20 protein-coding genes are annotated in these 26,303 nt (G+C 59.3%); 5 read left to right on the forward strand and 15 right to left on the reverse strand.

Features of this window, described 5'->3' with window-relative positions; genetic code table 11:
• Positions 1-33 precede the first annotated feature (33 nt).
• Together BV106_RS30880 and BV106_RS30885 are read left to right on the forward strand one after the other, a co-directional pair.
• On the forward strand, positions 34-1,053 hold the full coding sequence (locus tag BV106_RS30880; RefSeq protein WP_038171358.1) for an MBL fold metallo-hydrolase: 1,020 nt from the start codon (positions 34-36) through the stop codon (positions 1,051-1,053).
• Positions 1,050-1,574: a dihydrofolate reductase gene (locus BV106_RS30885; RefSeq protein ID WP_038171359.1), complete on the forward strand. Its 525-nt coding sequence runs from the start codon at positions 1,050-1,052 to the stop codon at positions 1,572-1,574. Before BV106_RS30880 ends, BV106_RS30885 begins: the two co-directional genes overlap by 4 nt.
• 8 nt (positions 1,575-1,582) lie before the next feature.
• Here the strand turns inward: BV106_RS30885 and BV106_RS30890 are convergent, their stop codons facing one another.
• The 4 genes from BV106_RS30890 to BV106_RS30905 all read right to left on the reverse strand — a co-directional run bounded on the left by BV106_RS30890 (position 1,583) and on the right by BV106_RS30905 (position 5,244).
• On the reverse strand, positions 1,583-2,113 hold the full coding sequence (locus BV106_RS30890; RefSeq protein ID WP_265596252.1) for a hypothetical protein: 531 nt from the start codon (positions 2,111-2,113) through the stop codon (positions 1,583-1,585).
• A gap of 9 nt (positions 2,114-2,122) precedes the next feature.
• Positions 2,123-2,539, reverse strand: coding sequence for a hypothetical protein (locus BV106_RS30895; protein ID WP_265596253.1), 417 nt, complete (start codon positions 2,537-2,539; stop codon positions 2,123-2,125).
• Between the two features lie 113 nt (positions 2,540-2,652).
• Positions 2,653-3,942, reverse strand: a complete 1,290-nt coding sequence (locus tag BV106_RS30900; RefSeq protein WP_038171361.1) for a Trx7/PDZ domain-containing (seleno)protein — start codon at positions 3,940-3,942, stop codon at positions 2,653-2,655.
• 108 nt (positions 3,943-4,050) lie between these two features.
• Positions 4,051-5,244 carry a DUF1080 domain-containing protein gene (locus BV106_RS30905; RefSeq protein ID WP_038171362.1) on the reverse strand — a complete coding sequence of 398 codons (1,194 nt, stop codon included), beginning with the start codon at positions 5,242-5,244 and terminating at the stop codon, positions 4,051-4,053.
• 103 nt (positions 5,245-5,347) lie between these two features.
• On the opposite strand from BV106_RS30905, the gene BV106_RS30910 reads away from it, so the two are divergent.
• Both BV106_RS30910 and BV106_RS30915 read left to right on the forward strand, forming a co-directional pair.
• Positions 5,348-5,689: a DUF1992 domain-containing protein gene (locus BV106_RS30910; RefSeq protein WP_038171384.1), complete on the forward strand. Its 342-nt coding sequence runs from the start codon at positions 5,348-5,350 to the stop codon at positions 5,687-5,689.
• Positions 5,690-5,804: 115 nt separating this feature from the next.
• Positions 5,805-6,371 carry an elongation factor P gene (locus BV106_RS30915; protein WP_038171363.1) on the forward strand — a complete coding sequence of 189 codons (567 nt, stop codon included), beginning with the start codon at positions 5,805-5,807 and terminating at the stop codon, positions 6,369-6,371.
• 131 nt (positions 6,372-6,502) lie between these two features.
• On the opposite strand, the gene BV106_RS30920 is transcribed toward BV106_RS30915, so the two are convergent.
• The 6 genes from BV106_RS30920 to BV106_RS30945 all read right to left on the reverse strand — a co-directional run bounded on the left by BV106_RS30920 (position 6,503) and on the right by BV106_RS30945 (position 15,745).
• Positions 6,503-6,874: a VOC family protein gene (locus BV106_RS30920; protein ID WP_038171364.1), complete on the reverse strand. Its 372-nt coding sequence runs from the start codon at positions 6,872-6,874 to the stop codon at positions 6,503-6,505.
• Between the two features lie 132 nt (positions 6,875-7,006).
• Positions 7,007-7,957: a YafY family protein gene (locus tag BV106_RS30925; RefSeq protein WP_038171365.1), complete on the reverse strand. Its 951-nt coding sequence runs from the start codon at positions 7,955-7,957 to the stop codon at positions 7,007-7,009.
• Positions 7,958-8,409: 452 nt separating this feature from the next.
• Complete coding sequence (locus tag BV106_RS30930) at positions 8,410-10,593, reverse strand: polysaccharide biosynthesis tyrosine autokinase (RefSeq protein ID WP_038171366.1); 2,184 nt, start codon at positions 10,591-10,593, stop codon at positions 8,410-8,412.
• A 188-nt stretch (positions 10,594-10,781) separates the two neighbouring features.
• Positions 10,782-11,543 carry a polysaccharide biosynthesis/export family protein gene (locus BV106_RS30935; protein ID WP_038171367.1) on the reverse strand — a complete coding sequence of 254 codons (762 nt, stop codon included), beginning with the start codon at positions 11,541-11,543 and terminating at the stop codon, positions 10,782-10,784.
• Positions 11,544-11,596: 53 nt separating this feature from the next.
• On the reverse strand, positions 11,597-13,435 hold the full coding sequence (locus BV106_RS30940; protein ID WP_265596254.1) for an outer membrane beta-barrel protein: 1,839 nt from the start codon (positions 13,433-13,435) through the stop codon (positions 11,597-11,599).
• Positions 13,436-13,912: 477 nt separating this feature from the next.
• Entirely contained in the window at positions 13,913-15,745 is a 1,833-nt protein-coding gene (locus tag BV106_RS30945; protein ID WP_265596255.1) for a glycosyltransferase family 39 protein, read from the reverse strand.
• A gap of 102 nt (positions 15,746-15,847) precedes the next feature.
• On the opposite strand from BV106_RS30945, the gene BV106_RS30950 reads away from it, so the two are divergent.
• Positions 15,848-16,336: a deoxycytidylate deaminase gene (locus BV106_RS30950; RefSeq protein ID WP_038171371.1), complete on the forward strand. Its 489-nt coding sequence runs from the start codon at positions 15,848-15,850 to the stop codon at positions 16,334-16,336.
• 13 nt (positions 16,337-16,349) lie between these two features.
• Here BV106_RS30950 and BV106_RS30955 read toward each other — a convergent pair whose 3' ends face one another.
• The 5 genes from BV106_RS30955 to BV106_RS30975 all read right to left on the reverse strand — a co-directional run.
• On the reverse strand, positions 16,350-17,771 hold the full coding sequence (locus BV106_RS30955) for a S1C family serine protease (RefSeq protein WP_038171372.1): 1,422 nt from the start codon (positions 17,769-17,771) through the stop codon (positions 16,350-16,352).
• A gap of 11 nt (positions 17,772-17,782) precedes the next feature.
• A complete protein-coding gene (locus BV106_RS30960; protein ID WP_265596256.1) occupies positions 17,783-18,877 on the reverse strand; it encodes a hypothetical protein in 1,095 nt (364 codons plus the stop codon).
• Positions 18,878-18,948: 71 nt separating this feature from the next.
• Positions 18,949-19,857: a metallophosphoesterase gene (locus tag BV106_RS30965; protein WP_051946600.1), complete on the reverse strand. Its 909-nt coding sequence runs from the start codon at positions 19,855-19,857 to the stop codon at positions 18,949-18,951.
• Positions 19,858-19,923: 66 nt separating this feature from the next.
• Entirely contained in the window at positions 19,924-21,546 is a 1,623-nt protein-coding gene (locus tag BV106_RS30970; RefSeq protein WP_038171374.1) for a response regulator, read from the reverse strand.
• Positions 21,547-21,584: 38 nt separating this feature from the next.
• Positions 21,585-26,303, reverse strand: a 4,719-nt coding sequence (locus tag BV106_RS30975; RefSeq protein ID WP_038171387.1) for a HAMP domain-containing protein, incomplete at its 5' end; no start/stop codon positions are given.

Below are 26,303 nucleotides of genomic sequence, written 5' to 3' on the forward strand. Positions count from 1 at the left end.
GAGGGACGCCATTTGGCGTCCAATCCCCTGCCAATGCTCCACGACCTCCGATTCAGAACCGTCAACCCGTCTTCCCGCGAGCGTTGGCTTCCGCGGTTTCGGTTTGGCAAGGGCGAGAGTGACCGGGGGACCAGCACCAACGGGAATGGCAATGGGAACGGAAACACCGTGGGATTGCTCCCCAGCAAGGGCTGGCAGCAGCGCAATCTACAGTTCCTCAGTGATGTGCTCATTCCCACCCTCCTTTCTCCCCGGCAGCCGAGTGCCAACTCTTCACTGGTAACGCATCTGGAAAAGAATGAGACTGGGGTAACCTGGCTGGGGCATGCGGGATTCCTCCTGCAGATGGGGGGCAAGAACATCCTCGTGGACCCCAACTGGGCGCTCTGGCACGGCCCGGTGAAGCGGGTGCGCCACCCCACCCTGCTGGCCCCGGCTCTACCCTACATTGATCTGGTCCTGATCACCCACGCCCACTTCGACCACCTCCACATCCCCAGCCTGCGGTCCATCGCCGCCGGACAGCCAGTGGTGGTTCCGGAGGGAGTGGGCAGCGTCGTGAAAAACTGCTCCTTCAGCAAGGTCATCGAGCTGGGCTACTGGGGCACCCACGACTTCGGTGATCTCAAGGTGACCTTCACCCCCACCAAACACTGGGGAGCCCGCTACATTCACGACACCTACCGGAAATTCGGCGGCTACCTCATCGAAGGCAGCGGCCAGACCATCTTCCACTGCGGGGACAGCTCGATGTTCGACGGGTTCAAGGAAATCGGCAAACGGGCCGAGATCGATGTCGCACTCATGCCCATCGGCGCTTATCAAGCCCCGAGCGGCCGCCCCGTGCACATGAATCCCGAGGAAGCCATGGAAGCCATGGACATGATGGGGGCCCAGCACCTCATCCCCATGCACTACGGCACGTTCCCTCTGGGAGGAGAGCCCATTGCCGAACCGTCCATCCGACTACTGGCCTCCGCCAAACAGCTGGGTCGGGACAAGTTCGTCCATGTCTTGGATGAAGGGCATCCCGCAGTGTTTTCGCTCGCATGACAGGCGTGGAACCCGGGCTCACGCTGATCGCTGCCGTCGACGAGAATCTGCTTCTGGCCACGGCCGAGGGCATCCCCTGGAAGCTGCCCGACGACGTCACCCACTTCCGCACGTACTGCGCTGGCAAGTGGCTCCTCATGGGAAGACGCACCTTCGAGGAAATGACCGGCTGGTTCAAACCGGACCAGCATCCCTTGGTGCTGACCTCTGCCTGCGGGGTGGATCCCCATCCAGCGAGGTGCGTGGCATCCGTGCCCCAGGCCCTCGCCCTGGCAGGCACCGCGGGTCAGGAGGAGTTGGTGTGCATCGGCGGCGGGCAGACCTTTGCCGCGAGCCTGCCGTATGCCACACAGCTGGTGATCACCCACGTCCACCACGCGTTCACTCCGGGCCTCCGCCCGGTCTATTTCCCGGCCATCGACGCCGCACTCTGGGTGCCGGTAAGCCGCCAGGAACATGACATCGACGAAGCGCACGCCTGGAAGTTCGACATTGTTGAATACGAGCGCCAAAGCCGCTAATTGCCCCCTCAAACAACCGCAACGACTTTGCTCTTCTGCGGCGCCCGGGCACCTGGCATCAGGATCTCCTGCCCTTTCTTTTTGCCCACCAGAAGCTGTCCGAGCGGCGAAGACGGCGTGATGACCAATACCTCGCTGCCCTCGTGCATCACTTCGGTGCCGCCCGCACTGGGCCCTAGGAAATAAAAAGAGTTCCCCTCCGGGCCCGAGAGCTGAACCAGCGCGCCCAATGCGGCGGGCTCTTCCTCCCCGAAGGGACGACAGCGCATGGAGCGGTATGTCACCAGAGATTCTTCCGTTTCTGCCACCCGGATTGCCTGACCCCGTGCCAAGTAGGACGACTCCAGACTGCGGGTGTCATACTTGTTCTCCGCCCGGCTGCCCGGATCCGTCGCCGCGGCATACGCATCCCTCGCCGCCCGCGTGTAGGCATCCATTTGCGTGGCGAGGACCGCTATGATCTCTTGAACCAAAGTCTCTTTATTCACCAGGACGACTTGCCACACTCCCGCCGGATGGGCAAAACCGAAAATGCCCAAGTCACACAGTCACCCATTCTTCTTGGGAAGTTTGTCTTCTGGACATTCGGCAGCCCGAGAGTCAATAACGGCCACCCTGCCCGTGGTGAAGACCAAAAACTTAATGGAGCACTGGCGCGTTCCACCATTGGTCTCATAGAATTCAGGCTGGCGTATGTATGCTACAGGCGTAAAGGGCCCATTGCCAAAATTCTTTAAAATGTCTTGCTTCACATCTTGATATTGTGAATCGGCCAACAGTTTCTCAACTGTGACCATCCGCATTCTGATGGGCACCGCCTTGAAAATCTTGGGATTCCATCCTTGAGAAAGGAACACCTTGTCAGCAGCAGCCAAAACTTGCTGATCTGACATGCCGTTTTCTTGGGCACTGCATGTCAGCAGGCAGACAAATGGCATGAGCAGCATTAGGACGAGGTTTTTCATGGTAGTCTATCAAGTCAAAAAATGGCCACCTTTGCGACTGCGGTCACATCACTCTTGGCGTTTCCTTCTACAGCGCCGCTTTGGCCGACGTCACCTCCCTCCCTCCAACTACACTACTGCATCGGCAACTGTAGTTCGAGCTTCTGCCCTGAACGCAATAACTTCACCACGACGGTTTCGCCGGAAAATCGATGCCGCAACAGGTGGCCCAGCAACGCGCTCTCTGTCAGGATCTGGTCCTTCCCGTCGACTTCTATCAGGATGTCCTCCTTCTGAAATCCGGCGTTTTTTGCCGCAGCATGTTTGCCGTACGCGCCCAATCCTTTGACCCGCAGGGCCATGCCCTCTGCTGGCAGCCCCTGTGACGTGCGATCTGAAGGAGGCACCGCTTCCAGCACCATGCCGCCCAAGGCCATCCCCCTCATGGGCCATGCAGCCACGCGTCCGGAGATGTTGGTTTGATCACGCCAACCCGGAAGCAACTTTAGCTTCAACGCTTGGTCCATGCCTCCACGGCGGACCGTCACCGGCAATTCATCGTTCTCCGCCGCCCGGTGCAGCACCCAGCTTACATCCGCAATCGAGATGACCGGCTGACCCGAAAGGTTCACAAGCTCATCACCGGGCAGCAACCCAGACTCAGCAGCGGCACTGCCCTCCTCCACCTGCTGCACTTTGGCCGCCTGATCGGCCGCCAGCGTGAAGCCTACGGTTTCTGAAGCGGGCATCGGATAAATCCACTCCACCGGCAGAGGCTTCTTTTGATCGCGATGCCAAGCGCGAAATGCATCGCCAATCTGATGGCAGTGCACACAACTTTGCACCACCTTCCCCTGCCAGTTGAGATCACGCTCGTACCGCCCTGCAAGGAGCGGTATCTCCAGCGGAGACTTGAACGGCATCGGGCCCCCTTGTTTCCCCGCCAGACTGGCTTTATTCCCCGGATATCCGGCATGAAGCTTCAGCGCCCCCTCCAGCGTCCGCAAGTAGCCCGAGATGGATTCATCCGTAGCATTCTTCTGGTGAGTCCACGACCCGAACCGGCCGTAGAGCGTGCCATCACCGTTGAAGATCAGCGTTGAAAAGGAGAGATCGTAGTCGAACTGAAACACACTGAGATCCAGCGCGTTCACGTTAATCAACCGCACGCAAATAAATTTCTCCAGGAGAGGCTGCAACTCCTGCTCCTCCATCAACACCCGCGCATCCAGCCCTGCACAGGCGAGGCAGGGAATGCACCGCAGAACAACCAGCAAAGGCTTGCCCGTACGTTTTGCCTCCACGAACCCTCGGTCGAGATCGTTGTAGATCCAGCGATCATCGTTCTCCCAAGTAGCGCGATCCTTTCGCACCGCCCCTTCGCGATCTTTGACGGCTTCCGCATTCAGCCCGGTCATCATCATGGCTATCAGCCGGACACAAAAAAATGGCGATGCAATTTCATGCATCGCCATTTTGCTTAAATCGAAAGAATAGTGCAATCGCCGTGTGCAGCGATTGCCACCAGCACCTTATTTCTTCTTGTCCCACTCCTTGGACTTCACCAGGGCATCGACTTCCGCTTTGGCAGCGAAATCAGCGGGGAGGGCATTAGCCTTCGTGAGATATTGCAGCGCGGTCTGGAAGCTGAGCACCTCCCCTTTCTTTCCTTCCAGCTTGTCAGCAGGCAGCGCTTTCAGAGAAGCCACGTATTCGTCTGCGCCAGCTTTCACTTGCGTCGCCGCACCCGCTTCAACTTCGTACGCGAGGGATTCCATGAGCAACAGCGTCTTGGCCTGACCATCCGCTTTGGCGGCGTCTTCGCGAATGCCTTTGGCGATCTCTTTGCGCTTGGCCGTCGCGGCCTCCTCAGTCAGCTTGCCATCTGTCCCACCTTCAAGGGAACGGGCCGGCAGCGGCCGGTACCAGATGTTGCGATACCGAACCGGGTTGCCATGATCCTGAAGCTTCAACGGCCCTTTCTCCGGGAAAGGACGCGGCTTGGAGCGCCCCTTGTGGCCACCGCCGCCTTCCAGCGGGGTGTGATCCTGCACCAGCACGCCATTGATGAAGACCGTCAGCGAACCTGGATCGAGCTCTTTTCCATCCTTCACGATCGGGCGGCGGAAGATGATGTCATAGGTCTGCCATTCACCAGGGGCGAAGAGCGGATTGGCCATCGGTGGATTGACCCCGTATACAGAACCAGCGAAGCCATCGGCGTAAGTCGGGTTGTTGTAGTTGTCGAGCACCTGAACTTCAACGGCGCCCATCAGGAAAACGCCGCTGTTGCCGCGTCCCTGACTGTCACCTTTCACTTCCTTGGGAGCGGACCACTCGATGTGAAGCTGGCAGTCACCAAACTCCTCTACCGACCGGATGTAACCGGATCCCGGAACACACTGGAGCGCTCCATCTTTGACCTCCCACTTGGTGGGTTCGGCAGGCTTCTTGTCCGCCTGCCACTTGGAAATTTCCGCCTCAGTCCCACCAAAGAGAATGCGCGCATCAGACGGTGGCTTCCCAGGCTGGTCCTGTGAGCTGAAAGTGCCAGGCTCGACTCGGGGTGGTTGGGGGCGATTTCGATCATGGATGGCCCAAGGATGATGGGCATCCGGCGGATCGCCGTAGAAGGCAGGGCCGGCGGGGCCTGCCGCCTGCAGGGCCGTGGTCAGGAGAGGCAGGGCGCAAAGAGCGGCCAGGGTCGAAGGTGAGGAGAGCTTCATGGTGTTTGATGATCAAAACATCTCTGATGTCGTGAAGGATGGCTGGTACGTCAACGCCGCCTCAGCCCTTGCAAAGGCTCCCTTTATAGAGCATCTGAAGAGCATGTCCTCGCCCTTCGCCCACCTCGCCGAAGTCCGCATCAAGGAGGCCATCGACGCGGGAGAATTCGACAACCTCGCCGGGAGTGGCCAACCGCTGGATATGGACGGCTATTTTTCCGCCCCGTCGTCTCTGCGGGCGGGATTTGGATTTTTGAAGAGCGCTTCCGTCGTGCCCCCAGAGGTGACTGCCATGCAGGAGATCGCCGGTCTGCGCCAGCAACTGGAGTCCGCCATCGGCGAACGCGCAACCCTCCTGCGTAAACAGCTGCAAATGAGGGAAGTAGAGCTGGCAATGGCGATGGAGAGAGTGAAACGGGCCATGAAGGCAGACGTCGTAGGCTGAGTTCCTCCGCTAGACATTTCGGGCCCTGCTCCCACCGTGACGACGCTGGCAGCGCCCACCGCGGGCGTTCTCCGTCCTTGCAATTTGACAAATCATCTCTAAGTAGCCCGCTCCCATGGCTTCGACACCCGTCATCAACCTCCGCAAAGGACACGCTGTTCGTTACAACAACGACGTGTGCCTCGTCACCGGCACCGAACTCAAGACGCCGCCGCGCATGGCGTCGTACGTGCAGATGTCGATCCGTAGCATCACTACCGGCAAAGTTCACAACCTGCGCATGACCTCCAACGAGTCCCTGGACTCCGTGGTGCTCAACAAGGATGCGCACGAGTACAGCTACAAGGACGGCGACGGTTACCACTTCCTCCACCCGGAAACTTTCGAAGACGTGACCTTGGGTGAAGACCTCGTGAAGGACGTGAAGGAGTACCTCATGGAAGGTCAGAAATATCTGATCATCTTCACAGACGACGTGGTCGCCGGCATTGAACTTCCGCCTTCGCTCATCATGAACGTGGCCGAGGCTCCTGAAGGCGTGAAGGGCGACTCCGCCAACAACGTGTACAAGGCCGCAGTCATGGAAACCGGTCTCTCCGTGCAGGTGCCGCTGTTCATCAACTCCGGTGACAAGATCAGCGTCAAGACAGAAGACGGCTCCTACCTCGGCCGCGCCAACTAAGGCTGGGGGCGGCTTCCGCTTCCTACAGATTCAAAGAAAAGGCAGCGCGGAATCCGCGCTGCCTTTTCTCTTTTTCAGGAGGGATGTTCGTTGGAATTGTTTCCACTAACCTCCCTGTGCATCCCGACGGCTCAGGCCATGCTGTGCAGGCCGACCACGTTCCCCTCGGAATCCTGGAAAATGCCGATGAAGCCGTGAGGCGGGATGTCCGTACGGCCCTTCAGCACGGTACCGCCGGCCGCAGGGATGCGGGAAAGCACTCCGTCCAGGTCGCCCTCCACGTTGAGATAGATGATGGTGCCGCCCGCGCCGGGCTTCATCTCCTTCATCTTCGTGAGCGAGCCGCCCACCCCTTTCATGGGATCGTAGGGGAAGATGGCCATAGGAAGGGAGGCGCCTGCCACTTCCTCAAGCTTCTCATTGAGGATGGCCTCATAAAACGCCTTGGCGCGAGGGAGATCATCAACAGCGAGTTCGAACCAGTTCAGGACATTGTCTTTCATGATGTGTTTTGGGTAGGTGGATTGAAGGTTTTTTGAGTTGTTGTCCGGATCTGCCGGAGAACGATCCCATCAAACCACACCCTCATGACAACCCTATGTCAGGAGCCTTTTACAATTTCAGGTCCAGTGAGCTTATGGAGCATATTGAGTCGCCAGATCGAGGGCCATGCGATGCAGGCGCACGCGAAGATCCGGCGGCTCCACCACCTCAGCTTCTGTGCCAAAGCCCAGCAGCCACGTTGAAAGCCAGGTCAGGCATGGCACCAAAATCTCCACCTCCATCCAGCCTTCCCTCACCCGGCTGGGCACCATGCTGGCACATCGCATCTCTCGCTTGACCCGCTCCATCCCAGACAAAGAGAAGCGAGCTCGCACCGGAGTGAGCTCGTGACGCGTGATCGCCTCCGCAAAGAACTCCTTCACCGAAAAGCCATCATGACCGTCAAAGGTGTCCGGCGTGACTTCCCAACGGGAAATCCGGTCCAACCGGAAATCGCGGAAGTCCTGGCGCATGCGGCAGTAGGCAATGAGGTGCCAGTGCCGGGCATAGTACATGAGCCCCAGCGGCTCCACCTGCCGGGCAGTCACTTCTCCACGGGCCCCGGCATTGTAGTGCAACACGGCACACCGTTTGCGCACCACCGCCTGCTGCAGAGGCATGAGGCAGTCGGGTCGCTCCGCCTTTTCATCCTGCGGGCTCAGCCACACTCCCACAGCAGGTTGGAGGCGATTCAGGAAATCATGCCGTTCTTTGGGCAGGACAGACTTTACCTTCAGCAGTGCTGAGCGCAGAGCCGAACGGAGGGATTCATCCGCCACTTGCTCGGTCACCTCGCCACTCACAAACAGCGCCGCAGCCTCCTCCTCCGTAAACATGACAGGAGGCATGTGATAACCCCGCATGAGGCTGTATCCCACGCCGGCTTCGGCGACGATCGGCACCCCCGCCTCTCCCAGCGCTGCCAGATCGCGATAGACCGTCCGCACGCTGATCTCAAAGTGATCCGCCACCCGCTCAGCGGTGATCACCCGATGCGTCTGCAAGAGCAGGATCATGCCAGTAAGTCGGTCGATGCGGTTCATAGGAAAGCGACCGGACAGCTAGCACAGTTCTATTGAACAGCAATGTCGATACCAAAAGATCGCTATCAGGCTCAGGTAGTCCCCTGCCCATGCTCGTCAGGATGAGAGTCTGATGTGCCCGATGCCGATTCAATGTCGAAATACCACAAGAGCCAAGGAGCGGCGGTTTGTGCTTGCACAACCGCCGGTGGTTGCCGGAGGAAGCATGCTTTCAAGCAAGATGGCGGCTAGGCCTCACAAGATGGAGGATAGTGGACAGTCAAGCGCTCCGATTTCCCCTCGGCGGTTGTGCAAGCACAAACCGCCGCACCTTGAGGGTGTCCGCGCTTGTGATCTGGGTGAGAAAGTTTCCCGTCGCTTCTTAATGCCCCCTGCAGTTAAAGGATCAAAAAAACCGGCCACCCGAGATGGGTGGCCGGTCTGGCAAGAGATTCCAGAATGTAGCAGGAAGCTTAGGCGTTGCTCTTGGTCTGCCCCTTGGAGCCACCCACAGAGTAGTAGCTGGCGTAGTTGTAGTAAGTGTACTCCTTGAGGTTCGAAGCCGAACGGTTCAGGATGACGCCACCCACATTGACCTGACGGTCATAGAGCAGATCCATAGCCTTTGCACTGAGACGGGCCATGGTGGAGGAGAGGCGCACCACGAAGAGCACGGTGTCGAGCTTCGGCGCAAAGCTGGCCGTGTCATCCGCCACCAGCACCGGAGCGCTGTCAAAGATCACGTAGTCGTACTCGTCACCCATTTCCTTGAGCACCTCTTCCGTCAGGCGGGAGAGGAACAGCTCGGAGGTCTGGTCGAACACTTCCCCACGTGGAAGGACGTGCAGCCCCTTCGTGCCGCTCTCGAGCACCGCATCACGCCAGTGCACGCCGGCTGTCAGCACGTTGCTGAAGCCTGGAGCCACCGGCAGCTTGAAGAGCTCATTCACGCCGCCGCGGCGAAGGTCACCGTCCACCAGCAGCACCCGGGAGCCACCCAGAGCCATGGTGATGGCCAGGTTGGACACCGTGGTCGTCTTGCCTTCGTTGGGCACAGCACTGGTCACGAGGATCAGCTTCGGCGGGCGACCATCCTTCCAGTTCTTAAAGAGAATCGAGGAACGCAGGTTGCGGAAGGCTTCCGCGTAGAGGTGGCGGTCATCGTTCGGACGGATGAGCGTCACATCACCACGGCTGCGCTGCTCGGGCACCTGACCAACAATGGGCTCGCTCGGGAAGAGGGCCTGGAACTCACTGAAGGAGTTCATGCGGTCGTCAAGACGGTCGAAGAGCAGCAGGATGATGGAACCCGCGGCCAAGCCAATGGCCAACGCCACCAACAGGGGGATCACCAGTTCAAGCTGCACCTTTTGGGCATCCGCCGGGCGCTCCATGATGGCGACAAGGTCCGTCGTCAGGGAGGTGTTGGAATTCACACGAGCCAGCGCCTGATCCCACTTTTCCTTGTCCTCCTTGACCAGCTCAAGGCGGGTCTTCAGCGACTGGTGAGTCACGATCTTGGCATTCGCTTCACGAGCCTTGTTCTCCCAGATCTTCACCTGGTCATTAAGGTTGTCGATCTTGGTCTTGATGCCGTCGATGCGGCGCTGCCACTCTTCCACGCTGGCATCCTTATGGATTCCGATCAGGGAGCTTTGAGTCTGCAGTTTGGTATCAACCTCTTTCACCACTGGGTGCTCAGGGCGGAAGGTCTTGAGCAACTGATCACGCTCCTTGAGGAGCAGGTTGTAGTCCGCCAGGGCCTTCAGATACTCCTGTTCAGACCGCGAGAGCCCCGTGAAGAGCTCCGTACCCGTGGGGATCTCCAGCTTGGCCACACCACCGTCCCCAGATGCTGGAGCGGAAGTTGCTGCGGCAGGCGCGCCGCCAGGAGCAGTACCCTGACGATCCTTGTTCTTCAGGTAGTTGTCCAAGCCCATCTTCTCCATCAGCTTGAGCTCCGTCTCATACACGTTGAGGCTCTGCTTCAGCTGGGCAAGGTAAAGGGCGGACTGGTTCCGATCCCCTTCAAAGATGACGACGTCGTTGTCTTTCAGAAAGGTCTCCAGGTCGCTCTGAGCTTCCTTCACCTTCTTTTCACTCTGGAGCACCTGCTCCACGATCCGGTTCATCACCGTCGTGCTGGAGTCTTCGATCATCTCCTTGCGGAAAGCGATGTACTGGTCCAGCAGCGCCGTCGCAAAGACCTTCACATACTCACGCTCTTTACCAGTGGCAATGACGTTGAGGATCGAGGAGCCCTTTGTTTGAACAACGCGAATATCCACGTCGATCTCTGCCAGTTCCGCGTGCGTCGTGCGCACGACCAACAGGGCACGCTTGCGCAGTTCAGGGCCGTTCAGGATTTCAATCTGCGTGCCGTAGAACTCCGCCAAGTTGAAATTGACCAGCGTGCTGGAATTCTGGGATGCATTCGCATTGACCATGGTGCCTGCGTGAATGCGGCCGATGGTCCGGAACTCGACTGGCTTGCCCGTGATTCGCAGCGTTTGCACACAAAGCGCAATGGCAGCAGTAAGGAGCAAGAACCACCAACGGCGGCGGAGCAGGATCTTGTACCGCTGAAACTTCGCCGAGGTCTCGTGAAACCGGTTGAGCGAACTAGCAGGGTTCTGGAGGTTGTCGTAGGATTCCATACTTTGGATCTGACTGATGGATGGCAGTGGGGAGTTTACCCGCCCGGAAGGCGATTAGGAAGTATTTTTTACTATGTACCTACGGCTCCCGAATTTGTGCCGATGGCGTTTACGAAAAAGCTCCCGTTCCAGATCTGGAAGGGAGCTATGGTGACTTCTTTTGTAGAAAGACAGTCCAAAATCCGAACTCAAAAGTTGATGAGTTTTTCGTCAACGATGATGACATCGTTGGGGCGAATCAGGATGTCCTTTTCCAGGCGCCCCTTGGTCATCACATCATGCAGATTGATCTCATACGTGATGCTGTTCTGGCCTGGGCGCTTGCGGATCACCTTCACCTTCTTCGTCTTGGCGAACTGCGTGAAGCCGCCTGCACGAAGGATGGCCTGACTGACGGTCAACTCTTCCTCGGGGGCCAGCTCATATTTGCCCTGGCGGCCGACCTGCCCATAGATCGTGACGTAGCCCATGTCATCCGGCACCATGTTTGGACCGAACTTGCTGCGGACAGCCTTCTCCAGGGCGATGATCACGGTCGCACGCTGGAAGTACTGCTCCTCCAGCTTGGACTTCATGGAAACCGCGACCTGCTTGCACGTGCGGCCCGATGCCTTCACCAAGCCGATATAGGGAGCTTGGATATCGCCCGAATCTTGCACGTCGAGACTGAGCACCTTTTCAGGATCTTCCACGATCTTCAGACTGATGCGGTCCCCGATCATAAGGGGGCGGACATCGTCCAACGACTGCATGGACATGATGCGCGACGCTGCCACGGCAGAGTCATCCCGTGCCGGAGCCGGAGCCGATTCAGTAGGAGCCGCAGCGGCAGCAGTTTGGCGACGACTGCCGGCAGGCTGTTCAGCAGGGCGGAAGGACGGATCTTGAGCAGGGAGGTACTCGGAGGCGAACAAGGCGGCAACAACGGCCACGAGTGCTTTTTTCATCATACTGGGTGTGGTGAACAGCAGTGAGACAACTACTGATAGATCGCGTTCGAGAATTAGAAATTGTAGTTCACCGTCATGATCACCCGATTCTGGTCGAAGCTTTGGGTAGGGTCCTCAGCATCAGTGGTCCAGAAGCGATAGCCCAGGCCCAAATTAAGTTTGCGATTCACTGCGTAATTGAAGTCCAGAGTGAAGGCGTGTTGCTCGTAGTCGCGGCCTTCCAGATTCGAATCGGTATTGCCGTAGTGGTAGCCAAAGCCCAAGGTGACGGTGTTGGTCAGGCGGTGGCTGAGGAACGCATCGATACCCCACTGGTCGGTGTTCTCTGCGAGACGGCCGCCAGAGTCTTCAGCTTGCTCGTAGAAGGTCGCAAGGCTGATACGGCTGCCGCGCCAAGCGATGATGCCCATCCCGTAGGTGATGTAGTCCGCGGTGATGAAGTTGGACGTCGTGTTGAGGGAGGACTCATGCCCGAAGGAGAGCTGATGGGCAATCCGGGAGTTGAGTTGGTTGAAGAGCGTGACGTTGTAGTAGTAGTCGCTCAGGTCGTTGCCGTCGAAGGTGTGACCGTTTTCAAAGTCATCATCCGCCTGCTTCTGAATCTGCTGGGCAGCGAGGAGATCAGACAACTGCTGACGCTGCTCGGTGTAAGCCGCGGACTGGGCCTTGGCTTGAGCGGGGTCGCTGATCGAGGGAAGCGTGGCGGCAGCATTGGCATCCAAGGCGGCAAGTTGCGCCTGGGTGGACAAGATGTCCGCATCGCTGACCGAGCGGGTGAAGCTCGGCGGATCGTCGAACTCAAACACCTGAACACCGCCTGCGGCCTTCAGCATAGTGCTGCGGGTGATCGGCATCACGAAGAAAACGCCAGCGGTGGCCGTGGTGCCATCGTTCTGGAAGGTGTCTTTGTAGTTGATCCAGGAGAAGCTGCCTTCCAGACCGACCGTATAGGTACCCGAGGGCGACCAAGCAAGGGACCCTGAGATGGAGTCGATGGTGCGGTCATACCGCTCATCTTCGTCTTCCAGAGCAAGAGAGTCGGAGTGGTTAAAGTTGATGGAGAGGCTCAACTTCGAGTTGATGGCCCAGTTCATAGCCAGACCGACATCATTCTGGAACACGCCGAAGATGTCATTGTCATCCAACGTGAACTGGTCGTTCGTGGCGGGACGCACGGAAACGCGGTCATACAGAACGAACAGGATGTCTCCCACCTGGATGTCGAACGCCAAGGAAGATCCGGGGAGCACGTTCAGGTTGAACTCATTGCCATTGGCGGAGAGCTCAGGGTGGTCAAAATAATGGTCAATCCCGATGCCGAGGGCCAGAGAGAGACGATTGGACTCCGTGATAGGATAGTTGGCGTCCACGTTCAGGTACGCACCAGCGATCATGTCGCTGATTTCGTCCTTGGAGGCGCGGGTAACGTTGTCGTTGTACTCAATATTGCCCCCAAAGCCGAGGCCGATGTTCACCGGACCGAGCTTGATGTTGCGCTTGCCCGCCAGGAAGGGGTCGGTGATGTAAGCCGGAGCAAAGTAGGTGCTGCTGGAGGGATAAGGACCGGCGGCACCACTGTAGTCACCCACGTTGCGGCGGGAATACCCCAAGTAACCGGAACGCACGCTGGGAGTGCCCAATGCGCGAGAAATGTCATCCGTACCCGCACGTTCACCGAGAGCCCGCTCTTCTTCCAAAACGGCCTCCCCCGAATACTCCCCGCGGCTGTAGTCGTACACGCCGGAGCTTGCTGTCGGAGCACTTTCATCAACCGCACCGTTGCGGAAACTGAACGCCCGGTTGCGCAGGTCGTCAAAGAAGAGCCCCGTCTGGGATGGTGCGACGCCGCTCTGCCCGTACGCAGCGCCTCCGGCAACGGCGGAAATGACCATCGCGAGCGTAGCTAGATCTCGCGAGAATGGGGTCTTCGCTTTGAACGTCATATGGAAATAAAGAAATTTGGGGTACGAACTCGTCATGCAAGCAAAGCGGCTTCGCATTGTCGAGAGTAATTCGCGACGAAAGGCAAATTTTCACGCCCTCAATTGCGCCAATTATGCCACCTGCCCCGGCAAGCCGGGAAATTTGCAGGAAAAGCTTGGAATTGAACACAAAATGAACAGCTCCGCGGCCTCCAAAATACGCAATTTTCTTAGACCCTCCGCGAGGAGCGAAGAAGTGTCATTTCCGCCACTCAAACTCTAACTGGACCTCCCGCCGGGGAGCCCGAAAACTCCGCGTATCGGGCTCCAAATGCCGGGGACGACCCCGGCGAGAAAACAGCTGGATCATGCTGGCCAGAATTCCTTTGGGGCGCCTCTTCATGAGAAGAGGATTGTGTTCAAAAGAACAGATCAGTCAATGCTCATTTACCGCAATTTATACAAATAGTGAGTAAACTGCCCTTCTTCCTGGCCCCAGAGGGTCGCTATTTTTTCAAATTCCCCTCCCTGCTCGATGCGGTGGAACATTTTTTCAAATTCAGGATCAGCCACTTTTCGACTGAAGCTGATGCAGAAAACGCGATTTTCTTGACGAGCGCGGGCAATCAAAGGATCCAATTCTGAGGTCTGCTCAATGATAGTCACCCCACGATCATAGATATTGACGTCGGAATAGGCCGCCACATGGAATGCCCCGGCAGGAATGGCCTGAGCGACGCCACGAAGATCTTCTTTTCCGAGGAGATGGAAGCGGAGATCCATCCAGAGCCAACCCGCCAGAAGAACGGTCAGGAGGAAACCGACGATCCCTCGTTTCCAAACAGGTGCTTTACCAGATGGGTCCGCAGCGGCAAGCACCACACACCAGCCTGGCAGAATGTGGAGGAGGTACCAGAGGTGGATGAAATTCCCCTGCCGCCCCATCGCGAACCACCCACCCACGACCGCAAGAGGCCCTGCCAGGAGAATGATCCGGCCCATGCTCCCCACCCGGGTGAGCGCTATGGCCCCCACGAGGAATAACAACCCCGAGCTGATCACTCCCGCCCAAAGCAGGGGCTGCTGAGACAGGAAACGTCCGAGCGCGAGGTTCACTGGATTCCCTGGATCAGAGTCCACCCAGCGAACCCCAGCCACCAAACACCCCGCCAGATCCTGCCACCAACCGAGGCCCATGTGACCGTGAATGCTGACATTGGTCTGTAGCGCCTTCAGCAACTGGGGCAACATGGGCAAGAGCAACGGCACGGCGCACATAGCCCCCACTACCATCCCGAAGAGCGGGCCGGAAAGCTGCCCCAACCCCTCGCGGCTCTGAATGATTCGCCAGATCCAGCCAACTAAAAGGAGCCCGTTGAAAGCGACCAGATAGTAGAGTGTCCCGGAAAAGCTCCACAAGGCGAAGAACTGCGCCAGCCCCATGGCCACCCACCAGCGCCAGCGATTCTCCTGCCAGGCCCGAAGAGCAAAGTAGAGACAGAGGGCCACCCCGAGCATCATAAAGGAGTACCCCCTGGCCTCTGACGAATATCGAACATGCCAGGGATGCAGCCCGAGCAGCAGAATCCCCCACCAGCTGGCTCCGCTGTCCGGAAGCAACCGACGAAGCAGAGCCCACACCACCAGCAAGGTGCCGAGCCCTGCCACCCAGGAGGGAAAACGCAACCCGACCTCATGCACCGTCCCCACGGGAGACCCCGTGAGGCGGAGCGCCGCGGCATGGCTCAGCCGGGCCGAGACAGAGAATGGGGTGGAGTTGTTCCCCACCTGATTGAGCCAGAGCGTTTCACCCCACGAGGGTTCCCGCCAGCGGGTGGTGCCATCGGACCGCTGCTGGAAGTAGCCGGAGAAGTAACGCCGGAAATTGTGCGCCTCGTCATTGTAGAGACTCAGGTCGAGACGCAACCACCGCACGGTACCCGCCAGTATCAAAATGGCGAACAAAGCGATCCATCCCGTCCGAGACACCTTGGATAGACTGACCGCGTGCCCCGGCCTCACTGCCGCCGCCCACCAACGTGCCGTAGCGGCCAGCCCGGTGCACAGCACGGCATTGAGCAGACACCCCCAGTACAACCCCCAGTGCGCGTAGGCGATGACCCGGTCCTGCGACTTCACCTTCGCGTCACCTTCCAGGATTCGCAGTGCCTCACGCCAGTCCTTCCCCGTGGTGAGGACGCCAACCCAAAACAAGAGGGCGGCTCCAGCGAGTATCCAGGTCAGCCATCGGGCAGCGGAGTTTCCCCCAGGAGGTAGCATTTGTGACTGGCATTCTTGGCCCGAGGCTTGCATCATCCGGCGAACCTAGCGGGCGATTCCCGTTCATCACTCAAATTATTTGTGCAGCCAGCTCCCCTTGCCATGTCCGACGCTTCCTCCATCTCCACCGTGACGCCGCCCCGGACGCGTATCAGCATCCCGGAGTACGCGATGGCCCTGGCCCATGTGGCCAGCCTGCGGTCTGAGGACCCCTACCGGAAAGTGGGAGCGGTGGCATTCGACTTTGACAACCGGGTGATTGGCACCGCCTACAACGGGTTGGCACCGGGGTTCAACGCCGACCACGAGTTCTGGCTGGATCGCGATATCCGACGCAAGTTCATGCTGCACGCCGAGGTGAACCTCTGCTCCCTCTTCACCCGCGGCACCGTGAAGCTGGTGGCCTGCACCACGAAGCCCTGCACGAGCTGCGCCCAGATGCTCGCCGCCTACGGGGTGAAGGAGATCTACTATCGCGATGACTACCCGGAGTCCGAGGCAGATGCCATCTGCAAGCTGTATGGCATCCAGATCGGGCAGCTCACAGACTATCCGGTCATCATCTCTCCATTTGAGCAGCCCGGGGTCTGAGCATCGGCGATGGTCAGTTCAGATTGATTCCTGGCACGGATTCAAGGACGAACTGTTTCACTAGATCTGCTTCGATAGCATAGTTGAGACCCTGAATCTTCAGATCACCCAGCCCGTAAGTGCTGATGCCAACGACCTGCGAGTTTTGATCCACCACCGGGCCACCGCTGTTGCCGTGATTGATGTTCAGGTCCAGATGCAAGCACTTCGTAGCCTCGAACAATTGTCGCCCCCCGATCCGACCATAGGTGCTGGTGGGAGACAGATTGAGCATGGCAGCCCCTTTGTCGAGTGATCCACTGAACTTGGCCAGAGAGAATGACTCAGGAAAGCCTACCGCACAAGCCATCGACCCGGTCTTTACGTCCTGGGAATACGCAAACGCTAGCACTGGATGGTCAGTACGCTTGATGGCGATCACCGCGGCATCAATGGCGGTCGATTCCTTGATGACTTCGGCTGCCACCTGACTTTTGTCAGGCATCAGCACCAACAGTTGGCGGGCCCCTTCGACAACATGCCGGTTGGTGACGATGATACCTGGCGCCACAAAGAAACCTGAGCCCTGCCCCAGTCCTTCGTCCAGTTTGGCCAGGATCATCACTGTAGAGGCACGGGCTGGGGCAGCGAAATCATTGCTGTCATCCATCGCCAAGGACTCAGGAAACTTGTTAAACCCTCGCAACCTCTCCGGAAGGAAACTGGAGGCCTGGTCTTTGGTCACCCGTTTGGACGCATCGAGACCAGCGAGGGCATCTTTGTACCCCGAAAGGCAGGAACCCATTTCGTTGTCCCCTATACCAGAGGCCTCCACCCCAAGATTCTTGATCAACTGAAACAACTGGGCACGGGTCGCTACGGCCTCTTGTCCAAAGGCCTTCAGATTCTTTTTGGCTATCTTGCCCGCGTTGTAGCCAAAGTCATACCACTCTGCCAAGGGATCTATTGGCTCAGCAACCTTCGGTTTAGGGGCCTGCACCACCGCTGGTTCGGCGGGTGGAGGGGCCACTGGACTCACATCTCCGCTTTTTACCAGTACTGGCAGATTGGGACGGGCGGGGGGCTCCTGAATGGGCTGGGGCGACGGAGGCCCAATCGGCTTGGCGGGAGCTGCGTTCGGCACCTTGTTGCTCGCCACTTCTCCGGAGCTCGGTGGAACCTTTTGACTCCGGCCATAAACAAAGTAACCGACGGCCATCAGTGCGATCAGACCGAACGCCAGGAAGGCAATCCCTCCCAGTATCAGAAACAAAACAGGCATCCTTGACTTGGCCGCGGGAGGAAAGAGGGCAGCATAAGGGAGCCAGGTCTCCGAACCGGAAGCAGCCGTCATGGTCGCATCAGTGATGACACCAGCCTGGCGGAGGCCTCGAATGCCTTTTTCTGGAAGGGGGCCGACGGTCTCACCCGTGGCGCTCAAATAGTAGTATTCCATAGCAGCATTGCTCAGCGGACAGTCAAGCACACGACCGAAAATACGGACCCGTCTTCATTGGCAGTTTCAGGAGTCACAGTCACGAGACAAGTCATGGCCGCAACCTCCCGGCTGACGGTCACCTGTTCCATTTTGCGGGAAGAGTTTTTCAAGAGGACCAGTTTGGTCTGCCCAGACACCACTGCCATCGGCAGCCAACTGGCCATGCCAGAATCCAGTTGGGACAACATATTGACCGCAGCCTGCAATTCAGCGGGGTTCGCAATCTCCCGGTCCTCGTAAACGATGGTGAAAGCCAGACGGAAGGATGTGCAACGATTCTGCTGTCGCACAAAAAGGAAAGCTGGGGAAGAGGGCGAGGCCCCCTCCTTGAGCGCAACCTCACCCGCGCGAGTTTTTGGCAATAGCAGAGCTCCGGTTGAGAGTGCTTCTGACACCACAAGTGATGCCGACCCACCAGCAGGTTGCTTTTCAAGATCGGTCACATAATTCTTGTGATCTTTCAGCAACCAGCGGGCAGCAAGGTTCTGTCGCGACGAGGTGAGGTTGGCATCCCGTTGCTTCCTGTCGTCCGCAGCAGCTTTGACCCGTGCAGTCTCCTTCTCGGCATCCTCCCGCTGCTTGGCCAGCAGGCCTTCGTAGCTTCGACTTGAGATCCAGGCACCTCGGAAACGCACCTGACCTTCAGCCATCTTCTGGAGGCTGATGGTAAGGGACTGGTAGAGGGGATTGACCGCGTACCGGGCTGCAGGGAACTTCTGGCTCACCCGTTTCAGTTCGTCCTGTTTGTGTTGGAGGAACCCCTTGTCAGCATCATCAATCAAATCGCGGGTCTCGACATCGTCAAAAATCACCACGTGCGCGATACGAACATTCTCCACAATCAGAGGATTGGAAGCCCCCGAATAAAAATTGGTCACCACCGCATACGCTCCCATTCGTTGAAAGGGGACGGCCTTGGCAAACTCGTCAGCCTGGCCGGGCCGGTCCCGCACCAAGGCAATTCCGGCAAGCCCGTCCGTCTGAGCCTCAACGACCGGCACCGCGGCATGACAGAGCAGGATCAAGGCTAGGAGACAACGCCAGCAGTTTGACTGAAGTTTCATCCACGCGACTTCCCACTCGTCAAATAAATGTCAAGCGGAAATTATCAACCAAGCAGCCGTCCTCCGTGACATTACACCCGCCATTTCAGCGTCTTCACCTCGCCATGCTGCGGATGATTTGCATCCAGGGCGCGGAGCTCCAGTTGAATCGCATCCGGCTGCAAGGTGGCGAGAACCCAGCCATTGGGGAACTCCTGTTTAAACACATAGGCCACCGGCGGGAGGTTGATGAAGTGTAGGCCGGTCTCATCTTGCGTCATGCTCCAGCGATGGGTGTGCCCATAGATGCAAGCCTTCACCTGCCTGCGGGGGCGCAGCACCTCCAGCAGGGCGGTCGAATCCACCAGCGCATCGGTTTTGGCCTCCTGAAGGGTGATGTTGTGGTGCACAACGATCACGGCAGGCTTGTCCGGCCGGGCATCGAGTTCCTTGCCCAGCCAGGCAAGCTGCTCGCCCCCCAGAACCCCTGGCGTGGAGTTCACCTTGTCCAAACTGTCGAGCAGGAACCAGTTGGCGAGCGGGGTCTCCTGAACAGAGACAAAACGACTGGGCACCGCTGGCGAGGTAGGGCGATCCAGCACCTCCGTGACGGCCACGCGATCGTCATGATTTCCCATCAACAGGTGCACTGGCAGCCTGGCCTCTACGAGGGGCTGAAGGAGCGGTTTCAACGTCTGGTAGTCAGCCTTCAGCCCCTTTAGGTGAGCACAATCACCACTGAGGATGAGCCCTGACGGACGCTCGCCCCGGGCAAGGACTTCGGCCACGCAGGACTTCAGGTTGGCCGTCATCGTCACTCCACGGGACACCGCCAGCGGATCCGCATCGATATGCGTGTCTGAGAAAAGCGCCCAAACGTGACCCGCACCCGCCGTGGACTGGGCACCGAGAAAGCGGGAAGACCAGCCGAAGCACACAGCTGCGGCGGACTGGGCAAGAAAACGACGACGGGAGGTGGAGGGAGCGAGCGTGACCGGCATAGTGGCCTAAACGGGACAAGGTTGGAATTTTCCCAGTCCAATTTGCAACACTTGCACCCAGTCGGTCTAGGAGGCCCCCGCGAGATGCGGAGAGAGGGCCACGAGACAGCTTTCGAGTTCCGCCACATCCACCGGCTTGGTCAGGTGATACGCAAATCCCGCCGACTGACTCCGCTGGAGATCCTCCGCCATGCCATAGCCACTCAGGGCAATGCCGGCGACGGTTCGAGGTTTAGCCAGGGCGACAAACGGCTCCATGAGCTCCAGGCCCTGCCCATCCGGCAGCCCGATGTCGCTGATGAGCACGTCGAAGCGATCCGATCTCATGGCATCGGAAGCACCCGCGACACTGGTGGCCAAGGTGACCTGGTAACCCCTCCTTAGGAGAAGACGTTTCAAGCTGTTGGCGGTATCTTCATGATCCTCAACTAGCAACAACCGCAAGGCGGGAGTGGTGTCCTGCAACGCATGCGGCGCGGCGGGTGTCTCAGGCAGGGTAACAGCCCGAAGTGGCAGGGAGACCGTGAAAGCACTCCCCTGCTCTGCGCCGCGACTCGCGGCGCGAATGCTGCCCCCATGCAGCTCGACCAGCACCCGGCAGATCGCCAACCCGAGGCCGAGACCTGTTGAGCGATCTCCATGCACCTGCTCGAAGGCATCGAAAATCTTCTCCAGCTTCCCGGGTTCGATCCCAATACCGGAGTCTTCCACCCGGATTTCCAGCAAGCGCCCCGTCGGATCATTCTGGGTGGAGAGCAGCACCTCCCCGCCCCTTCCCGTGTATTTGATGGCGTTGCCCAGCAGATTGTACACGATCTGCTGGATGCGCGACCCGTCCGCCACCACCTGGGCCTGCGCAGCTCGCAGATCGGTGCGCACAGTGATCTCCCGCGCCCGGGCTTCTGGCTCACAAACCTGGACTGTCCGCCTCACGAGATTGTGCACATCCACATTCTCAGGATGAAGCTGCAGCTTGCCACTGCGGATCCGTGCGACATCCAGCAGGTCATCGATCAGGCGCGCCTCCAGCTTCACGTTGCGGCGGATGGTGTCCAGCAGCTCCTTCACAGAGGGGCTGCACTCATTCTCCTCCTCAATGAGGGTCACCGCATGAATCACCGGGGAAAGCGGCGCCCGGAGTTCATGAGACAACATGGCGAGGAAGCGGTCCTTGGCCTGGTTCGCCGCCTCAGCCTCTGCTCGCGCGGCTTCCGCCCGGATGCGCTGGGCCCGATCCTCCGCACTGCGCTCCAGTTCGGCATTCTTCACCGCCAGTTCCTGGTTCAAGCGGGCGAGCTCCGCCGACTTCCGGAAGAGCTCCACAAAGACGCTGATCTTGGAACGCAGGATCGTGGGATTGACCGGCTTCGTGATGTAGTCCACCGCCCCGACGCCATAGCCCATGACCACATGCTCCTCTTCGAAGTAGTGCGCCGTGAGGAAGATGATGGGAATGTGCTGGGTCTTCTTGCGTTGCTTGATGAGCTGGGCCAGCTCGATGCCGCTCATGTCCGGCATCTTCACATCCATGACGATGGCGGCACACTCGTTCTCCACCAGGGCCAGGAGGGCCTGATTGGCAGTGGTCGCCTTGAGCAGACGGTGTTCTTGCGAACTGAGGATGGTCTCCAGGACCACGAGGTTCCGCTCGTCGTCATCCACCAGGAGAATGTTGATCGGGTCGCCCATAATCAAAGAGGGGAGTCAGTCATCACAGGGGGGCATCATCAGCGGTGCAGCCAGACACGCAGGAGTGAAAGAAGCTGCTCGGTATTCACCGGCTTGGCAATGTAGTCACTGGCACCAGCCTCCAGACACTTCTCCCGGTCGCCTTTCATCGCCTTGGCCGTGAGGGCGATGATGGGCAGGGTGCGGAAGTCAGGGTTCTTGCGGATCTCGCGCATGGTCTGGTAGCCGTCCATCTCCGGCATCATGATGTCCATCAACACCATGGAGAGGTCCGGATTCTCTTCAATAAGCTTTACGGCCTGACGGCCATTGGTGACGCTCAAGACCTCCATGTCATGGTTTTCCAGGAGGATGGAGAGGGCAAAAATGTTGCGGGCATCATCATCCACCACCAGCACTTTCCGGCCATGTAGCACCTCATTGGACTCATGGAGGCTGCCAATCATCTTTTGTTTGGCTTCCGGCAGGTCGGTCATCACGCGATGGAGGAAGAGTGCGGTTTCATCCAGCAAACGCTCCGGCGACTGCACATCCTTCAACACCACGCTCTTGGCCACCTGACGCAGCTGTTTTTCCTCGTCCGGCGAGAGGTCCTTGCCGGTGTAGACCACGATGGGCACCTCCTGTAGGGTGGGCTCCTTCTGTATCGTCTCGAGCAGCTCGAACCCGCTCATGTCCGGCAGGCGGAGATCCAGCACCGCACAGTCGAAGTGCTGGTCCAGCAGCAGGCGCAGAGCTTCCCCTCCGCGTCCCACGGTGACGATCTGGATGTCCTTGCCGCCCAGAAGTTCCTCAATGCTCTCACGCTCAATCTCGTTGTCCTCCACCACCAGCAACCGCTTCATCCGTGGTTGGGAGAAGATCTTGATACGGTCAAACGCCATCTCAAGATCATCCGTGGTAGCGGGTTTCACCATGTAGGAGAAGGCACCGTGGGAGAGCCCATGACGCCGCTCCTCATCCAGGGAGATGATCTGCACCGGGATATGGCGGGTGGTGGGGTCGAGCTTGAGGTTGTTCAGCACCGTCCACCCCAGCATGTCTGGCAGGAAGATATCCAGCGTGATGGCGGTGACCTGGTACTGCCGGGCCAGGGCGAGCGCCTGCTGACCACGGGTGGCCACCAGCCCCTTGAACCCCTTGTCCCGCGCTAGCCCCAGCAGAACGCGCGCATAGTGCACATCATCCTCGACGATGAGCAGAACGTTGTCCCCCGGCAGGACGAGGTCCCGATCATCCACGATCTGGTCCTCATCCTGACTGCGGAGTGAGGAAATACTGAGCGGGCCAGCGGCGCGTTTGACCATGTCCCGCCGGGACTCTCCATCATTGCGGCCCGCTGGACCGACGTAGTCCAGAGGCAGGTAGAGGGTAAAGGTACTGCCCTCCCCGGCCACACTTTGGAGACGGATCTCCCCGCCCAGCAGGGTGGCCAGCTCGCGGGAGATGGCGAGCCCCAGTCCGGTGCCGCCGTACTTGCGCGATGTGCCGGCGTCCGCCTGCTGGAAGGCCTCGAAGATGAGGCGCTGTTTCTCGGGCACGATGCCGATGCCTGTATCCTTGATGGCGAGACTCATGACGCTTGGTACTCGACTGAGCACCGGGTGATCCGGACTCCACCCTTCCGAGGCAAGACCCACCTTCAGGCCTACGCTGCCTTGGGAGGTGAACTTGAACGCATTGGACAGCAGGTTCTTCACAATCTGCTGGAGACGTTTGGGGTCAGTGCTGAAGTGGCGTGGCAGGCCGGGATCAAAATCCAGCCTGAAGGGCAGGTTCTTATTCTCCGCAATGTGGCGGAAGTTGCGCTCCACGGAATCCCGCAGGGTGGCAAAGGTAATTTCCTCCGATTCCACCGAGACGGTCCCGGACTCGATCTTGGAAAGGTCCAGGATGTCGTTGATGAGGTTGAGCAGATCCGAGCCCGCCGAGTGGATGTTGCGGGCAAAGTCCACCTGCCTGATGCTGAGATTGCCTCCGCCGTTTTCGGCGAGTTGCTGCCCCAGGATGAGGATGGAGTTGAGCGGCGTGCGCAACTCATGAGACATGTTGGCCAGGAACTCGGACTTGTACTTGGAAGTGAGCGCGAGCTCGGCGGCCTTGTCTTCCAGGGCTCGACGGGCCTGCTCGATTTCACGGTTTTTGCGCTCCACCTCGGCGTTCTGCTCGGCCAGCTCCTGCGCCTTTTGTTCCAGCTCTTCGTTCGTCTGCTGGAGTTCGTTCTGGCCTGACTGGAGTTCAGCAGTGAGCTGCTGGCTCTGCTGGAGGAGACCCTCCGTACGCATGGTGGCCTCGATGGTGTTCAACACCACCCCGATGGACTGAGTGAGCTGCTCCAGGAAGTTGAGATGCGCCGCAGTGAAGCGGTGCAGAGACGCCAGCTCGATCACCGCCTTGGTCTCCCCTTCGAACAACACGGGCAGCACCACGATGTTCGCGGGAAGCGCCCGCCCGAGGCTGGAATGCACCGTGGAATAATGCGCGGGCACATCCGTGAGCAGGATGCGCTGCTGCTCCAGAGCGCACTGCCCCACCAGGCCCTCGCCCAGTTCGAGACGTTCACTCTGCCCCTTGGGTGTGGCGAATCCCGCCAGGAGGCGCAGATTGCGACCGGCATCTCCTGTCATCTGGTAGATGGTGCCCTGGTGCGCGGAAACAAGCGGAGCGAGCTCGGACAAGAGCATCTGGCCGACGGTGAAGAGATCCCGCTGACCCTGGAGCATGCGGGTGAACTTGGCCACGTTCGTTTTCAGCCAGTCCTGCTCCTGGTTGCGCTCGGTGGTCTCGCGCAGGTTGTTGATCATCGTGTTGATGTTGTCCTTGAGCTGGGCCACCTCCCCACGGGTCTCCACCTGAATGGAGCGGGTCAGGTCCCCTTTGGTCACCGCGGTCGCCACCTCGGCGATGGCGCGCACCTGGGTGGTCAGGTTCGCCGCCAACAGGTTCACGTTGCCGGTCAGGTCCTTCCACGTCCCGGCTGCACCAGGCACGTTGGCCTGGCCGCCCAGTCGTCCTTCCACCCCCACCTCACGCGCCACGTTCGTCACCTGGTCGGCAAAGGTGGCTAGCGTGTCGGTCATGTTGTTGATGGTCTCCGCGAGAGCAGCCACCTCCCCCTTGGCCTGCACCGTCAGCTTCTGGCGCAGGTTGCCATCAGCCACAGCAGTCACCACTTTCACGATGCCGCGCACCTGGTCGGTCAGGTTCGCCGCCATCACGTTCACGGAGTCGGTCAAGTCCTTCCACGTGCCCGCCACCCCCGGCACCCGGGCCTGGCCGCCCAGCTTCCCTTCCGTGCCCACTTCACGGGCCACGCGCGTCACTTCCGCGGCGAAGGCGTTGAGTTGGTCCACCATCGTGTTAATGGTGTTTTTGAGTTCGAGGATCTCACCCTTCACGTCCACCGTGATCTTGCGGGAAAGGTCACCACGCGCCACGGCCGTGGTCACTTCAGCGATGTTGCGCACCTGGGCCGTGAGGTTACCGCCCATGGCATTCACGGAGTCGGTCAAGTCCTTCCACGTCCCGGCCACGCCCGGCACCACGGCCTGCACGCCCAGTCGGCCTTCCGTGCCCACCTCACGGGCCACACGCGTCACCTCCGAGGCGAAGGAGCGGAGCTGCTCCACCATGGTGTTGATCGTTTCCTTGAGCTGGAGGATCTCCCCGCGTACGTCCACCGTGATCTTGCGGGAAAGGTCCCCGTTGGCCACGGCGATGGTCACCTCGGCAATGTTACGCACCTGGCCGGTGAGGTTGGAGGCCATGGAGTTCACGTTGTCCGTGAGGTCCTTCCACGTCCCAGCCACTCCGGGCACTTCAGCCTGGCCACCCAGCTTCCCTTCCGTGCCCACTTCACGCGCCACACGCGTCACTTCTGAGGCAAAGGCGCTCAGCTGGTCCACCATGGTGTTCATGGTCTCCTTGAGCTGGAGGATCTCCCCCTTCACGTCCACCGTGATTTTGCTGGAAAGGTCGCCTTTCGCGATGGCCGTGGCCACGTCAGCGATGTTGCGCACCTGCGCCGTGAGGTTGGATGCCATGGAGTTCACGTTGTCCGTGAGATCCTTCCACGTCCCGGCCACACCCGGCACCTGCGCCTGACCTCCCAGCTTCCCTTCGGTGCCCACTTCACGCGCCACACGGCTCACCTCGGCAGCGAAGGCATTGAGCTGGTCCACCATCGTGTTGATGGTTTCTTTGAGTTCGAGGATCTCACCCCGCACGTCCACCGTGATCTTCTTGGAAAGGTCCCCGTTGGCCACGGCGATGGTCACCTCCGCAATGTTGCGCACCTGCGCGGTGAGGTTGGACGCCATGGAGTTCACGTTGTCCGTGAGATCCTTCCACGTGCCAGCCACCCCCGGCACCTGCGCCTGGCCACCCAGTTTCCCTTCCGTGCCCACTTCACGCGCCACGCGGCTCACCTCGGACGCGAAGGCGTTGAGCTGGTCCACCATCGTGTTGATGGTGTCCTTGAGTTCGAGGATCTCACCCTTCACGTCCACCGTGATCTTCCGGGAAAGGTCGCCACGGGCCACGGCAGTGGTCACCCCGGCGATGTTGCGCACCTGCGCCGTCAGGTTGTTGGCCATGGAGTTCACGTTGTCCGTGAGATCCTTCCATGTCCCAGCCACCCCCTGCACGTCAGCCTGGCCGCCCAGCTTGCCTTCCGTACCCACTTCACGGGCCACGCGCGTCACTTCGGAGGCGAATCCGTTGAGCTGGTCCACCATTGTGTTCATGGTTTCCTTGAG

Source organism: Verrucomicrobium sp. BvORR106 (genome assembly GCF_000739655.1).
In the GTDB taxonomy this organism is placed as follows: Bacteria; Verrucomicrobiota; Verrucomicrobiia; order Verrucomicrobiales; family Verrucomicrobiaceae; genus Verrucomicrobium.

Bases quoted from the DNA above. Each gene is read 5' to 3' on its own strand.
- BV106_RS30880 (WP_038171358.1), top strand. From the start codon at position 34: ATGCTCCACGACCTCCGATTCAGAACCGTCAACCCGTCTTCCCGCGAG.
- BV106_RS30885 (WP_038171359.1), top strand. From the start codon at position 1,050: ATGACAGGCGTGGAACCCGGGCTCACGCTGATCGCTGCCGTCGACGAG.
- BV106_RS30895 (WP_265596253.1), bottom strand. From the start codon at position 2,539: ATGAAAAACCTCGTCCTAATGCTGCTCATGCCATTTGTCTGCCTGCTG.
- BV106_RS30900 (WP_038171361.1), bottom strand. From the start codon at position 3,942: ATGATGATGACCGGGCTGAATGCGGAAGCCGTCAAAGATCGCGAAGGG.
- BV106_RS30905 (WP_038171362.1), bottom strand. From the start codon at position 5,244: ATGAAGCTCTCCTCACCTTCGACCCTGGCCGCTCTTTGCGCCCTGCCT.
- BV106_RS30910 (WP_038171384.1), top strand. From the start codon at position 5,348: ATGTCCTCGCCCTTCGCCCACCTCGCCGAAGTCCGCATCAAGGAGGCC.
- BV106_RS30915 (WP_038171363.1), top strand. From the start codon at position 5,805: ATGGCTTCGACACCCGTCATCAACCTCCGCAAAGGACACGCTGTTCGT.
- BV106_RS30920 (WP_038171364.1), bottom strand. From the start codon at position 6,874: ATGAAAGACAATGTCCTGAACTGGTTCGAACTCGCTGTTGATGATCTC.
- BV106_RS30925 (WP_038171365.1), bottom strand. From the start codon at position 7,957: ATGAACCGCATCGACCGACTTACTGGCATGATCCTGCTCTTGCAGACG.
- BV106_RS30930 (WP_038171366.1), bottom strand. From the start codon at position 10,593: ATGGAATCCTACGACAACCTCCAGAACCCTGCTAGTTCGCTCAACCGG.
- BV106_RS30935 (WP_038171367.1), bottom strand. From the start codon at position 11,543: ATGATGAAAAAAGCACTCGTGGCCGTTGTTGCCGCCTTGTTCGCCTCC.
- BV106_RS30940 (WP_265596254.1), bottom strand. From the start codon at position 13,435: ATGGTCATTTCCGCCGTTGCCGGAGGCGCTGCGTACGGGCAGAGCGGC.
- BV106_RS30945 (WP_265596255.1), bottom strand. From the start codon at position 15,745: ATGCTACCTCCTGGGGGAAACTCCGCTGCCCGATGGCTGACCTGGATA.
- BV106_RS30950 (WP_038171371.1), top strand. From the start codon at position 15,848: ATGTCCGACGCTTCCTCCATCTCCACCGTGACGCCGCCCCGGACGCGT.
- BV106_RS30955 (WP_038171372.1), bottom strand. From the start codon at position 17,771: ATGGAATACTACTATTTGAGCGCCACGGGTGAGACCGTCGGCCCCCTT.
- BV106_RS30960 (WP_265596256.1), bottom strand. From the start codon at position 18,877: ATGAAACTTCAGTCAAACTGCTGGCGTTGTCTCCTAGCCTTGATCCTG.
- BV106_RS30965 (WP_051946600.1), bottom strand. From the start codon at position 19,857: ATGCCGGTCACGCTCGCTCCCTCCACCTCCCGTCGTCGTTTTCTTGCC.
- BV106_RS30970 (WP_038171374.1), bottom strand. From the start codon at position 21,546: ATGGGCGACCCGATCAACATTCTCCTGGTGGATGACGACGAGCGGAAC.